Source organism: Actinokineospora cianjurensis (genome assembly GCF_003663795.1).
Taxonomy (GTDB): domain Bacteria; phylum Actinomycetota; class Actinomycetes; order Mycobacteriales; family Pseudonocardiaceae; genus Actinokineospora; species Actinokineospora terrae.
The window spans coordinates 3235114-3248581 of the sequence record NZ_RCDD01000001.1 but is presented as its reverse complement, the minus strand read 5'-3'; the positions used below and the strand labels follow the sequence as shown (position 1 = coordinate 3248581).

At 70.3% G+C, this 13468-nt stretch carries 12 protein-coding genes; 3 read left to right on the top strand and 9 right to left on the bottom strand.

Annotated elements, in window-relative coordinates; genetic code table 11:
• Positions 1-4 precede the first annotated feature (4 nt).
• Entirely contained in the window at positions 5-859 is an 855-nt protein-coding gene (locus CLV68_RS14570; protein ID WP_121390827.1) for an STAS domain-containing protein, read from the bottom strand.
• Between the two features lie 210 nt (positions 860-1069).
• Between CLV68_RS14570 and CLV68_RS14565 the strand changes: the two genes are divergently transcribed.
• Together CLV68_RS14565 and CLV68_RS14560 are read left to right on the top strand one after the other, a co-directional pair.
• A complete protein-coding gene (locus CLV68_RS14565; protein WP_121390826.1) occupies positions 1070-1381 on the top strand; it encodes a DUF6221 family protein in 312 nt (103 codons plus the stop codon).
• A gap of 97 nt (positions 1382-1478) precedes the next feature.
• A complete protein-coding gene (locus CLV68_RS14560; RefSeq protein ID WP_121390825.1) occupies positions 1479-3065 on the top strand; it encodes a phytoene desaturase family protein in 1587 nt (528 codons plus the stop codon).
• Here the strand turns inward: CLV68_RS14560 and CLV68_RS14555 are convergent.
• Together CLV68_RS14555 and CLV68_RS33905 are read right to left on the bottom strand one after the other, a co-directional pair.
• Positions 3025-3705 carry an SDR family NAD(P)-dependent oxidoreductase gene (locus CLV68_RS14555; RefSeq protein ID WP_121390824.1) on the bottom strand — a complete coding sequence of 227 codons (681 nt, stop codon included), beginning with the start codon at positions 3703-3705 and terminating at the stop codon, positions 3025-3027. The two genes, CLV68_RS14560 and CLV68_RS14555, sit on opposite strands and share 41 nt — an antisense overlap.
• 20 nt (positions 3706-3725) lie before the next feature.
• Positions 3726-3884 (bottom strand): hypothetical protein, encoded by a 159-nt coding sequence (locus CLV68_RS33905; RefSeq protein WP_170224299.1) that lies wholly within the window; start codon positions 3882-3884, stop codon positions 3726-3728.
• Between the two features lie 195 nt (positions 3885-4079).
• On the opposite strand from CLV68_RS33905, the gene CLV68_RS14550 reads away from it, so the two are divergent.
• Positions 4080-5060: a mechanosensitive ion channel family protein gene (locus CLV68_RS14550; protein WP_121390823.1), complete on the top strand. Its 981-nt coding sequence runs from the start codon at positions 4080-4082 to the stop codon at positions 5058-5060.
• 60 nt (positions 5061-5120) lie between these two features.
• Here the strand turns inward: CLV68_RS14550 and CLV68_RS14545 are convergent, their stop codons facing one another.
• From CLV68_RS14545 to CLV68_RS14520, 6 genes are all read right to left on the bottom strand, one after another.
• The gene (locus CLV68_RS14545) at positions 5121-6416 is read right to left on the bottom strand and encodes an NAD(P)/FAD-dependent oxidoreductase (RefSeq protein WP_121390822.1); all 1296 of its coding nucleotides are present in this window, start codon (positions 6414-6416) and stop codon (positions 5121-5123) included.
• A gap of 109 nt (positions 6417-6525) precedes the next feature.
• Positions 6526-8127, bottom strand: coding sequence for a methyl-accepting chemotaxis protein (locus CLV68_RS14540; RefSeq protein WP_121391203.1), 1602 nt, complete (start codon positions 8125-8127; stop codon positions 6526-6528).
• Positions 8128-8318: 191 nt separating this feature from the next.
• Positions 8319-10370 (bottom strand): DUF8189 domain-containing protein, encoded by a 2052-nt coding sequence (locus CLV68_RS14535; protein WP_121390821.1) that lies wholly within the window; start codon positions 10368-10370, stop codon positions 8319-8321.
• 429 nt (positions 10371-10799) lie between these two features.
• Positions 10800-11603: an alpha/beta fold hydrolase gene (locus CLV68_RS14530; RefSeq protein ID WP_121390820.1), complete on the bottom strand. Its 804-nt coding sequence runs from the start codon at positions 11601-11603 to the stop codon at positions 10800-10802.
• 26 nt (positions 11604-11629) lie between these two features.
• A complete protein-coding gene (locus CLV68_RS14525) occupies positions 11630-12451 on the bottom strand; it encodes an alpha/beta fold hydrolase (protein WP_121390819.1) in 822 nt (273 codons plus the stop codon).
• A complete protein-coding gene (locus tag CLV68_RS14520) occupies positions 12448-13302 on the bottom strand; it encodes an alpha/beta hydrolase (protein ID WP_121390818.1) in 855 nt (284 codons plus the stop codon). The genes CLV68_RS14525 and CLV68_RS14520 overlap by 4 nt, the downstream gene beginning before the upstream one ends.
• Positions 13303-13468 lie beyond the last annotated feature (166 nt).

The window sequence follows — 13468 nt, the reverse complement described above, 5'->3', positions numbered from 1 at the left end:
GCGCTCACCGGCGCCGGTCGGTTGCGGTGAACTCGACCCCGGAGCGGCGCAGGGCGTGCCGCAGGGCGTCGGCCAGGGAGGACTTGGTGGTGATGTCGCCGAACTCGATGCCCAGCGCGACGATGGTCTGCGCGATGTGCGGGCGGATGCCGGAGATGGTGCACTCCGCGCCCATCAGCCTGGCCGCCATCACGGTCTTGAGCAGGTGCTGGGCGACCTGGGTGTCGACGGCGAGCACACCGGTGATGTCGATGATGGCGTGCGCGGCACCGGTGGTGACCAGCGCCTCGAGCAGCTTCTCCATCACGACCTGGGTGCGCGCGGAGTCCAGGGTGCCGACCAGCGGGACCGCGAGCACCCCGTCCCACAGCTTGACCACCGGCGTGGTCAGCTCGAGCAGCTGCTCGGCCTGCTCGTCGATGACCTCCTCGCGGGCCTTGGCGTAGCTCTCGAAGGTCTGCAGCCCGAGCGCGTCGAGCAGCAGGGAGAACGCCACGACCTCGCGCAGCCCGCCCTGCACCTCGACGTGGTCGACCAGCTCGAACACGGCCTGCTTGAGCGCGTAGACGGCGACCGCGGTCTCCGACGGCGAGAACCCGGACCTGGCGCGGCGGCGGGACATGTCCGTCAGCAGTGCCCGCAGCTCGGCGTACGGCTCGGCGAGGGCGTCGCGGCTGCCGGTGTCCACCCCGGCGAGCAGTGCGCCGTAGAGCTCACCCAGCTCGCGCTCCAGCTCCGCGGTGGTCAACCGACCCCTGAGCGTGGCGGCGGCGATCTCGACCCACCGCGCCGACAGTGCCGCGGCGTTGGTCCGCAGCAGGTCCGCGAGGTTGTCCGTGCGCCCCGTGTCGATCGTCATCCTGCCTCCAAGTCGAGCCGACCGGCGGAGCTTAGCGCCGAGGGCGGAAGGGTGTTCGCGTTCGGGCCGCGTGGGTGACGATGGCTGTCCGCCTGGATGTCCGAACCGCGCGGTGGCCGGTGAGCGGGCTGGTGGCTCAACCTCGGCTCGGGAACGTGAGAAGCCTAACCCCGTCGTGTGACGGGTACCGCTACCGGGTAGTCGGTCGCCATGGACCTCGACGCGCTGCGCGCGTTCCTCGCCGACCGGCTCGCCGAAGACGAGCGCAGGGCCGCCTCGGGCGGCGTTCCCCTCTTGGAGGAAGCGGAACGGCTGGGGCGGCTGCACGTGCTGCGCACCGACGACGGCACCGGGTTGCTGCTGGCGCCGGTCGCGGCCGCCGGAGCGCCGGTGCCGTTCGAGGAGAAGGCACCGTTGCTGCGCGCGGAGATCGCTGTGGCAGACGAGGACACGTTGCGCCTGCTCGCGACCGCTTATGACGCCCACCACGGTTGGCAGGAGGAGTGGCGCGCGCAGCAGTAGGTTTCGCCTGGTGTCGCGGTGGTGAAACCTCCACCATGGACACTGGAGTGGATCACTGTGCGAGCGCGGCCTATCCCGGCCTGGTGCGGAGGCGTTGATGGTGCCGGACGCGGTAGTCATCGGCAGCGGGCCCAATGGGCTGGTCGCGGCCAACGTCCTGGCTGACGCCGGATGGTCGGTCTTGGTGCTAGAGGCAGCCGCGACGCCAGGTGGGGCCGTGCGGACCGCAGAGTTGACGATGCCGGGGTTCCGTCACGACCTCTACAGCGCGTTCCACCCTCTTGCCGCAGCGTCACCGGCTATAGCCAACCTGGGCCTTGAGCGGTTTGGGTTGAGGTGGTGTCACGCGCCTGGCGTTCTGGCCCACGTGTTCCCGGACGACCGTGCGGTGTTGCTCTCGCGCGATGTCGAGCGGACCGCGGAGTCCGTCGGTTCGTTCGCCGCGGGGGATGCGGCGGCGTGGCGAGCCGAGTACGCCCGATATCTCGATGTACGAGACGATGTGTTGCGCGCCTTGCTCCGCCCGTTCCCCCCGGTTCGGGCTGGGTTGGGTCTATTGACGACTCTAGGAGTGGGCGACGCGCTGCGGGCCGCGCGTGCTGCGACGATGCCCGCGCGGCGGTACGGGGAAGAGCGGTTTGCCGGGGAGGGCGCGCGGATCCTCTTGGAGGGCAACGCGATGCACACCGACCTAGGCCCGAACCAGGCCGGTAGCGCGGTGTTCGGCTGGTTGCTCGCGATGTTGGGTCAAGACGTGGGGTTCCCGGCGCCAGAGGGCGGGGCAGGGTCACTTACCGATGCGCTGGTGCGGCGGCTGGAGTCACTTGGCGGTCGGATCGAGTGTTCGCGACCGGTGAGCCGGGTGTTGGTAGCGCAAGGGAAAGCCGTGGGGGTTATCGCGGGTGGAGACCATGTACGGGCCGCGAAAGCCGTGCTGGCGGATGTCCCCGCGCCTGTGCTGTTCCGCGACCTGCTCGACGAGGCCGTTGTCCCCACGTCGCTGCTGTCGGACATCGCGCGCTTCGACTGGGACGACGCCACGATCAAGCTCGACTGGGCGCTGTCCGGCCCGATCCCCTGGCGTTCCGCCGAGGCCGCCGCGGCCGGGACCGTCCACTTGGGAGTCGACGCGGATGGCCTGGTGCGGGTCGACGCCGATCTCGGCAGTGGTCGGATCCCGACCACCCCGTTCCTGCTGCTCGGCCAGATGACCACGACCGACCCGAGCCGCTCCCCCGCGGGCACGGAGTCGGCCTGGCTCTACAGCCACGTTCCCCGCGGCGGGCACTGGCCGGTCGAGCGGCTGGCCGAGTGGGCGGACGGGGTCGAGGAGATCATCGAGCGGCACGCGCCCGGCTTCCGCGACCTGGTCCTGGGGCGGGTGGTCTCCGGACCCGCCGACCTCCAGCGCGGCAACCCGAGCCTGGTCGGCGGAGCCATCAACTCCGGGACCGCGGGGATCCACCAGCAGCTCGTCTTCCGGCCGTCGCCCGGCCTGGCCAGGGCCGACACGGTCGTCGAGCGCCTGTTCCTGGCCAGTGCCTCGGCGCATCCCGGCGGCGGCGTCCACGGTGCCCCCGGGGCGAACGCGGCGAGGGCGGCCCTGGCGAGCAACTCCTGGTACGGCCCCGCCTACCGACCCGTCATGCGTGGTCTCCACCGAGCCCTCCACCCGCCCGGGTGACGAGCACCGAGCGGGCGTTGGCGACGATCCGCAGGGCCGCGGGGACGAGCCGGTCGGGCTTGAGCTGAGCGGCGATCTTGCTGAGCGGGGTCTCCGGGGCGACCTCGGCTCGTCCTGCCATGAGGTCTTGGTAGAGGCGGGCAGGGTGTGACTCCGGGCCTAGAGCCGTCACCGTCAGTCCGGTGCCCCGGAGTTCTTCGCGCAGGGCCGCCGCGTAGGTGCTGACGAATGCCCTTGCGGCCTTGTGGACCGGCTGGTTGGCGGTACCTGACGAGGTGAACAACAGACGGCCGTAGGCGCGGTCGATCATCGCCGGGAGCAAGCGTTCGGTCAGGTGGACGGTCGCGCGGACCGTGGAGTCGGTTACTGCCAACTGATGTTCATGAGTCGTGGCGTTGATGGCCACGGCGGCAGGTACGCCTATGCGCGCAACGAGAGCGTCAACATTGTCCGGGACGGCTAGGTCTAGCTGGAAAGCGTCGGCCGGGGCATTGAGGTCGGCGGCGAAAGCGTGAACGGTGGGGTCGTTTGCGACTAGGGCGACGTGGAAGTCGCGCACCGCGAACTGGCGAGCGAGTTCCCGGCCGATGTCGGAGGTAGCGCCGGTGACGAGGGCTAGAGGGGGCTGGGCACTTCTCATGTGGCGACCTCGATAAGGAGTCAGGGCTTCGCGGCCAGGTCGGAGAGTCTGCTCAACGTCTCTCGGTTGCGCGGAACTAGAAGCGCGCCGACGACCCAGGTGGCGTAGATCCAGCCGTCGGCGATCACGTTCCAGACGTGGGCCGCCGCGGTGGGGACTTCGGTGCGCACTTGGGCCATGCCCGGGATCTACCCGCGGATCGCCGGGTACAACCGCGGGCCGGGGACACCTGAGGTCGGCCCGGGTCACCCTGCGCTGCCGCCGTCACCCGATAGTGGCTGGTCAGCGAGCGCTGGTGGGCGGGTCGGGTCATCATCGGGGCTTCGCGGTGTCCACGACCGCGCAGTACGTGCCCCGAGTGCAAGGAGGAGCGGATGGCCGTGTCACAACTGGCCGCCGTCGACATCGGAGCGGGGTTCTCCGACGCCTGGCGGATGGTCATCACGTTCGTGCCGAGACTGGTCGGGTTCGCGCTCGTCCTCGGCATCGGGTACCTGGTGGCGAGGTTCGCCGCCACCGTCGTCGGCAAGGTGCTGGCCAGGATCGGGTTCGAGCGGGTCGTCGAACGCGGCGGGATCCGGCAGCTGCTGGCGAGGTCGCGGTTCGAGGCCACGGCCATCATCGCCAAACTGGTGTTCTACGCGATCATGCTGGTCACGCTGCAGGTCGCGTTCGGCGTGTGGGGGTCCAACCCGGTCTCGGCGCTGCTGAGCGACGTCGTGGCCTGGCTGCCCAAGGCGGCGGTCGCGCTGCTCATCGTGGTCGTGGCGGCGGCCATCGCCCGCGGCGTCCGCGACTTCATCACCGCCGTGCTCGGCGGGCTGTCCTACGGCAAGACGCTGGCCACCGCGGCGTCGGTGTTCATCGTGGCGCTGGGCATCATCGCGGCCCTCAACCAGGTCGGGATCGCCACGACGGTGACCACGCCGGTGCTCATCACCGTGCTGGCCACCGCGGGCGGCATCGCGATCGTCGGCGTCGGCGGCGGCCTGGTCAAGCCCATGCAGCGGCGCTGGGAGGGCTGGCTGGACCGCGCGGAGCACGAGATCCCGAGGATGCGCGAGCACATGGAAGCCCACCCGATGGTCCGCGAACCGGCGCACGCGGGGGCTCCCGCGTGGAGCGCCGAGGGTATGAACCAGCAAGCCATGAACCAGCCGGGTATGAACCAGGCGGGTATGAACCAGCAGCAGATGGGCCAACCGGGCATGCACCAGACCGGCTCGTACCCGGCGATGCCGCCCCAGGCAGGCCCTTACGGCGGTCAGATGGGTGGTCCTGGCCCGATGCCGGCGCCGCCCCAGCATCCCTACGGCCAGATCCCGCCGTACGGACAAGCACCACCGTCCCGCTGACAAGCCAAGAGGGCGCCACCCACGCGGGTGGCGCCCTCTTCGTCGCTGCGCCTCATGGGACTAGCTCGCCACTGGCTCCAGGATGACGCGTTGGGTGCGTCGCCCGGTGCCTACGGTCCAAGCCCAGCCCGCGAGTACAGCAGCCCGGTTGCGCCAACCGACGAGGAAGGCCAGGTGGACGACAGCCCAGGCCACCTTGCCGATCAGACCTCGTAGGTACAGGCCGCGAACGTCAGCGACAGCGTCACCGGCGGAGATGGTGGCCATGGTGCCGAGGTCCAGGTAGCGGAACGGCGTGATCTTGTCCCCGGTGAGCCTGGCGCGGATGGCCTTGGCGACGTACTTGCCCTGCTGGAGAGCCGTTTCCGCGACGCCAGGCAGGTCATTGTGGTTGGCGGTGTCGCCGATGACGAAGATCTCGGGGTGGCCGGGGACCGTGCAGTCCTCTTGGACTACCAGGCGCCCCTTCTTGTCCGTTTCCACGCCTGCCGACGCGGCGAGCTTTCCGGTGAGAGGCGCTGCGCGGACGCCTGCCGCCCACACGACGGTGGCGGCGTCCAGTCGTTCGGTAGGGCCTCCACCCGTTGAGGCATAGACAATCCCTTGGTCATCGACGTCCTCGACCTTCTTACCCAGCCTTACGTCTACGCCTAGCTCGCGCAGCTTGCGTTCGGTGTGGTCGCGAAGGGTCTCGGTGTAAGGGGGCAAGACGGTGTCGAGAGCGTCGAGTAGGACAACGCGGACATCGTCCAGGTTCAGTTCGGGGTACTGGCCGCGCAGGGTGCGTCGCCTCATGGCAGCGATCTGACCCGCCAGCTCGACGCCGGTAGGGCCAGCACCGACGATCGCGAACGTCATCTCGCGGCGGCGGGTGGTCTCGTCGGTTGCTATGGCCGCGCGCTCGAACGCACGCAAGATGCGTCCCCGTAGGTTCACGGCGTCGTCGAGGGTCTTCATCGGTGGCGCCCACTGGCGCCAACCGTCGTTGCCGAAGTAGCTGTCCGTGCTGCCTACCGCGACGACCAGCGAGTCGTAGCCGAGCTTGCGGATAGAGCCATCGGCTTGGATGACGTCGACGATGTGGTTCCCCACGTCTACGTCGGTAGCCTCACCGAGGATGACCCTGTAGTCCTCGCCCAGCACCTCGCGCAGCGCGGGGGCGATGTCGCCAGGGGGCAGGATCGCGGTGGCCACCTGGTAGAGCAAGGGCTGGAACAGGTGGTGGTTGACCCGGTCGACGACAACGACTTCCGTGTCCGCGCGACGCAGACCCCGGGCGGCGTTCAGGCCCCCGAACCCCGCGCCGACGACAACAACACGGTGCCGCGCACCCGGCCGGTCGATGATCGCAGTCATATCCCAGGCGTACCTCGGAGCGAGATCGGGAAACCTCGCTCACAGTGGGTGAACACGCGAATGGCCGGTGTCCCCGCGCGGGGACACCGGCCATCGGCTCTAGTACCGGTCAGACGCGGAAGCGGGTGACCACGTTGTTGAGCTCACCCGCCATGGTGGCCAGGGAGTCGGCGGTCTCGCGCGAGGCGCTCACCGTGTCGCTGGTCGAGGACGCGGCCTCGGCGACGTCGGTGACGGTCTGGGCGATCGCGTCGGCACCGGCGGCCGCCTCGGAGACGCTGCGGCTCATCTCGCTGGTGGTGGCGGTCTGCTCCTCCACCGCGGAGGCGATGGTGGTCTGGTAGTCGCTGATCCGGTGGATGATCTGCGAGATCCGCTCGATCGCGCCGACCGCGGACGAGGTCTCGCCCTGGATGGTCTGCACCCGGGTGGCGATGTTCTCGGTGGCCCGCGCCGTCTCCTGCGCCAAGTCCTTGACCTCGCTGGCGACCACGGCGAAGCCCTTGCCCGCGTCGCCCGCACGAGCCGCCTCGATGGTGGCGTTGAGGGCCAGCAGGTTGGTCTGCTCGGCGATGCTGGTGATGACCTTGACGATGTTGCCGATCTCGGTCGAGGACTCGCCCAGCTTGCCGACGATCTCGGTGGTCTCCTGCGCGGAGGCCACCGCGTCCGAGGCGACCCTGGCCGCGTCGGAGGCGTTCGAGGCGATCTCGCGGATCGACGCGCCCATCTCCTCCGAGGCCGTGGCCAGCGTCTGGACGTGCAGCGAGACGTCCTGCGCGGCCTGGCGGACGGCACCGGCGCGGTCGGCGGTCTGCGCGGCACCCCTGGCGAGGATGTCACCGGCGGTGGCCATGTCCCGGGAGGACCCGGTCAGCGCCGCGGCGTTGGACCCGATGGTCCGCACGGTGTCGAGCATGCTGTCGGTCGCCCGGTTCAGCGCCGACGCCATCTGCCCGACCTCGTCGCGGCTGGACACGTCGGCCCGGCGGGTCAGGTCGCCGTCGCCGACGGCCTCCAGCACCGCGGTGACCCGCCGCAGCGGCACGGTGACCGCACGGGCCACCAGCCACGCCAGCAGCAGACCCAGCACCAGGCCGATGCCCGCGCCGCTCAGGATCCACGCGTTGGTCCGGTCACCGGTGTCGGCGACATCAGCGGCGGCCTGGGCAGCGGCGTTGGCCTGCGCGGTGGTCAGGGTGTCGAGCTGCTTGTCGAGCGTGGTGGTCAGTTCCTCGGACTTGTTGTAGCCGTCCCAGAAGGCGTTCAGGTTGTTGGTGTCGGCGGCAGGCAGGATCTCCTGGTCACGGACGGTCAGGTAGCTCTTCCAGGTGGTGCGCAGCGCGGTGAGAGTGGCCGAATCGGCGGTCTCGGTGGCGTAAGAGGTGAAAGTCGCCTCGATCTCGGCGTCCAGCGCGGACATCGCCTGCTTGTTCTTCGGCCGCCACTCGGCGTCCGACATGTAGTAGTTCAACATGAAGTTGCGGTCGGTCAGGATGTCGGCCCGCACCTTCGCCAAGGTCTGGGTGGCGTGCACCCCGCGGTCGTACACCGCCCGCGCCCCATCAGTCAGCTGCCCAGTCCCCGTCAGGCTCAACCCCACCACGGCGGCGAAGGCCACGAGGACCACCGCCACCGCACTGAAGATCTTCACCGTCACCGGGAGGTCCTTGAACCTGCCCAGCACACCGCCCCGCCGCCCTGCAGCCATCAGCCGACCCTTCGTCTCGTCACCGCTCCAGCCCCACATCGGCCGCGTGGCCTGCGACCTGAGGGTCTGGTTCGAACGGGTGCGCGATGAAGTGGTGATCGGGTGCGGAGCGGTTGTGCTGGGCTGAGGAAGTTGGCGCTCGCCGCCCCCGGCCATGCCGGGGGCAGCGAGCCGTCGTTCACCCGTCCGGGTCAGGGGCCCGCGATCTCACGGACCCGGGACAGCGGCTGGCCGCCCGAGCACGTCGTCTGGTTGCGGACCGTGAGGGAGCCGGAGTCGGTCAGGGCGAAGGAGAACACGCAGCCCTGCCGGTCCACCCCGGCCGCGGGCTGTCCCACGTGCACGGCACCGAGGTCGGTCCAGGCTCCCGGGTAGCCGCCGTCGGGGTCGGACTGGCGGGTGGTGCTCAGGCCGCCGGTCCCGTTGGTGCTGAACACCAGGATGCGGGAGTCGGCGATCGGCGTCGAGTCCGACCAACCGCCCGGGGCGTCGGCAGCGGCGACCTCGCCGACGCCGCCGTGACCGCCGATCTGCTCGCCGACCGCGCTCCAGGTGTTGTCCGGGTGTTGCCAGGTGTGACCGACAAGACCCGCGAAGTCGTCGGTCGCGGTGGTGGCCAGCCGGTAGAAGACGTCGAGGCGGCCGTCCTTGTTGTGCACGGCCACCGGCGGGCCCGCCGGTTCGTAGCCCGCCAGGTACGGCTCCTGGGTGAACGCCCCCGTCGTGTGGGTGCCCGCGTCGTACGGGGCGTGCCAGTGCCGGATGTGGCCGACGCCGTCCTCGATGGCGTAGGCGAACACGTTCACCCCGCCCTCGCGGTCGACCTGCACCGCGACCGGGTCCTGGGCACCCGCGCCCTGGATGTCGTCCCAGGCGGTGCCGAACCCGGAACTCGGGGCCTGCTGGGTGTTGACGCTGACCCCGCCGCCGCCGTTCTTCACCGCGACCCGCAGCAGGCCGTCGAAGCCCGTCGCGACCACCGGGGCACCCACCTGGAACGCGTCGTCGGACCCCGCGTTCGGGTTGCCCAGCGACACCCAGGTGGTCGAGAAGCCCGCGTCCACGGCGGTCTGCCAGGTCGACACGATCTCGTTGGTGTCGGCCCGGCGGGCGAACACCTGCAGGCGCCGGTCGGCGTTGCGGCCCACCGTCACCCCGGGCACCAGCGGCCACGGCGTCGGCAGCACCTCGCCGCGGTTGATCGCGCCGCTCGCGCGCTGGTACCAGGTGACCAGCTTGCCGCCCTCGACCGCGAACGCCTGCAAACGGCCGTCGTTGTTCTGCCCGACCCAGGTGGTGCCGGTCGAGTCGCGGTGGTAGAGCCGTTGGGTCCACGACAGGTAGGCGCCCGTGGGCGTCGGGTCCGCGAAGCCGTCCCAGGCGGCGTAAGCGGAGAACGTGGCGCCCTTGTCGGCGCGGAGGGGGCCGGGCAGGTTGGTCGGCGCGTCCGAGATGTTGTAGTCCCGGTAGTGGTAGAGCTGCGCGGATGGCTGCGTCGCGTTGTAGATCTCCGCCGCCTCGGTCGCGAACCGCGCGGTCATCACGTGGTCGTCGTGGTCGCCCTGGTAGCGCGGATCCGGGTGGGGGTCCTGCGTGCGGATCACCGTGGCGCGCAGTCGGGTGAACAGCCCGGAGAGCACCTGCGTCAGGCGCGCGTGGTCATAGGTGTAGCGCTGGTTCGTGTTGCCCCACGGCACCAGCGTCATGGCGGTGCGGTCGTTCTGCCACAGGTGCACGAGACTGGCCCCGTCCGGGCCCGCGACGTCCGGGTTGCTGTCGGCGTTCTCCGGCAGGTTGAGGAACAGGAGCTGCACGGTGGGGCGCGGTACCAGCGTTCGGCGCTCCACCCGGACGTTGCCCGCGGTGGTGGGGATGGTCACGCGGTCGGCGGACCAGGTGTCGGCCACCCCGGCCATGTTCGCCCAGGCGGCCATCGCGCCGCGTTGGCGGCAGTACGCGTATGCCTCGCGGACGAGTTCGTGGTCTCGGCAGCCCGACGCGTCCGGCAGGTCGCCCGGGTCGCCCGGTGCCAACCACGCCTCGCCCGCGGTGACGAAGATGTTCGTGACCGCCCGGCCCGCGCGAATCGTGTTCCGCAGGTCCGGATCGATGAACAGGATGTCGTCGTCCTGGTGCGCGACGACGCTGACCACTACCGGTGTCGGTCCGGCGGCCTTGGCCGCGGGCGCAGGCGCCACCAGCGCGATGGTCGCGCCGACGAGCGCGATTCCCTTGCGTAGCATGACACTCCCCGATTTCTCCGTTGTCGAAGCGGGTTCCCGACGATCATGACAGGTTGATCTCAGAAGAGAACGACCAAGCGCGACCACCGGCAAGGAGTGCCTACGCGCGTACCACGGCGAGCAAGTGATCGACCTCACCGCGCCTGCGAGCGGACGCCCGCGAACGGGGTCCGGGGGCGCGAACCCACCGGATCCCTTGGCGCACCGCGACTTCAGCCAGTGGTTGAACCATTGTCGAGCAGCGGACATCCGGCGTGAACGGGCGGACGGGTATCGATCCCGACTGCCCCACCTGGACACGCGGTCGCGGTTGCGCCCCAGGGCTCCGCCGAGCTTGTCGACGATCACGCGGTCGTGCGCGCCGAACCCGGTGTCACGGGGAAGGCGCGCCACCCCGGGGGAGGGAGGGTGGCGCGCCTGGTTTTGGGGCTACTTGGTGGCTCGGGCCGCGGTGGTGATGACGCGGGTCACCTCGTCCGGGTGGGAGAGCATGGGAACGTGGGAGCTGTTGAGCTCGATGGTCTTCGAGTTGGCGCGCTTGGCCTCGAAGCGCTCCAGGTCCGGGGAGATCGCGCGGTCCTGCTTGGCGATGACGGCCCACGAGGGGATGGTGCGCCACGCGGCGGCGGGGGCGGCGTCGGCGAACAGGGTGGCGGCGATGGGGCGCTGGGAGGCGGCCAGCAGTGCCGAGGTCGACGGGGAGAGGTCGGCGGTGAAGACGTGGCGGAACTTGGTGGGGTCGATGTAGAGGTCGACGCCGGCGGGGTGGGGGAGCTGCTTGAGGGCGGGGACCAGTTCGGAGCCGGGGAAGCGGCCCGCGAGCTCGCCGAGGACCTCACCGGTGTCCGGGACGAACGCTGCCACGTACACGAGGGCCTTGACCTGAGGCAACGACGCCGCGGCCGTGCTGATCACGGCGCCGCCGTAGGAGTGCCCGACCAGCACGACCGGGCCGGGGATGGACTTGATCACGGCCGCGACGTAGTCCGCGTCCTGGGTCAGCCCGCGCAGCGGGTTCGCGGGGGCGAGCACCGGGTAGCCCTGGCGCTGCAGGCGGGTGGCGGTCTCCGACCAGCTCGACGCGTCCGCGAAGGCACCGTGTACCAGGACGATCGTGGGCTTGGGGTGGTGCGACTCCTCGGTCGCCGTCCCCGCGGAGCCGGTCGACGCGGCAGTGGTGAGCAGGGCGCCGGTGGCGGCGAGGACGAGCAGGGCGGTGCGCAGGCGGCGCATCGGGAAGCTCCTTCGGGTGAGGGGGGTCACGCGCTGAGGAAGGCGAGGAGGTCGGCGTTGAACTCCTGCTCGTAGGCGCCGACCAGGCCGTGCGGGGCGCCGGGGTAGATCTTGAGGGTGGCGTCGGGGACGAGCAGGGCGGACTTCCTGGCGGCGTTGTCGACCGGGACGATCTGGTCGTCGTCACCGTGGGCGATGAGCGTGGGGACGTCGATGCGCGTGAGGTCCTCGGTGAAGTCGGTCTCGGAGAACTGCTTCACGCACTCGTGAGCCTGGTGCAGCCCGGCCTGCAGGCTCCACAGCCAGAACGCCCGCCGCACGCCCTCGGACTCGACGGCGCCCTCCCGGTTGAAGCCGTAGAACGGGGCGCTCAGGTCCCAGTAGAACTGCGACCGGTCGGCGGCCACCCCGGCGCGGATGCCGTCGAACGCCTCGATCGGCACACCGTCGGGGTTGGCCTCCGTGCGGAGCATCCGCGGCGGCACGGCCCCGAGCAGCACCACCTTCGCGACCCGGCCCGTGCCGTGGCGACCCAGGTAGCGGGCCACCTCGCCGCCGCCGGTGGAGTGCCCGACGAGGACGGCGTCGCGCAGGTCGAGCGCCTCGATGAGCTGGGCGAGGTCGTCGGCGTAGGTGTCCATGTCGTTGCCGTGCCAGGTCTGCGCGGACCGGCCGTGACCCCGGCGGTCGTGCGCGACGGCGCGGTACCCGTGCTGGGCGACGAGGCGGGCCTGGCCGTCCCAGGCGTCGGCGTTGAGCGGCCAGCCGTGGCTGAACACGACCGGCTGACCGGTGCCCCAGTCCTTGTAGAACAGGTCGGTGCCGTCGGCGGTGGTGAAGGTGCTCACGCGGCGCTCCCGGTGGCTGCGAAGCGGCGGACGAACTCGAGCGCGGTGTCGGCGACGTCGCGCCAGCCGCTGTCGATGATCAGCGAGTGGCCGCGGCCGGGGATCTCGACGATCTCGGTGACGCCCTCGTTGGCCTTCTGCCGCTTGTACTCGGCGTTGGCCATCGCCCACGGCACGGTGTTGTCCTTCTCACCGGACACGATCAGCAGCGGGCCGCGCTCCGGGTTCTCGTTGTCGACCTTGACCTCGGTCCACGGGTTGAGGTTCGCGGTCGCGGCCTGGAACAGCGGCGCACCGGGCGCGGGCACGGCGTAGGTCTCGAACAGGTGCCTCGCCTCGTCCTCGTCCACCGCGTTGGCGAAGGCGAACCGGAACTGGTCGAAGGTCAACGGCACCGCGCGGTGCCGGTTCGCCGGGTTGTGCAACACCGGCGCCGCCGCCCGCAACGCCGAGATCGGCAACGGCAACACCCCCCGAAACGGCGCCGGGTCAATGGCCACCGACGCGACCGACAACCCGCGCCCAGCCAGGATCTGCGTGATCAGCCCACCGAACGAGTGCCCGACAACCGCGGGCTTGCGCTCCAACCGCCCAACCAACTCGGCAACGTGATCAGCGATCTGCCCCACGGTCTTGTTCGCGAACACCTCAGGGTGCGCGTTGGCCTCCGCGACGGTCTCGGGGTCATCCGGCCAGGAAGCGGTAACCGCCGTGTACCCGGCTGCCTCGAACAGTTCAGCCCACCGGTCCCAACTACTGGGCAACAACCAGAGCCCGTGAACAAAGACAACAGGAGTCAACCCAGAGGCGTTGGCCCGCTCAACCTGCTCGGTGTCATGTGCGTTGGTCATGCCTAGAGCCTGTCGCCAACCACCAGGCCCCCGCATCAGTCACACGACTGCATGTACCCCACCCACCAACCCTGTCCCACCGCCTCGCCGCCCCGCCGCCCCGCTCAGACTGGTCAAGACTGTGCGACGTTGGCCCAACCATGCCCCTCTAAGGCGTTGGCCCCAA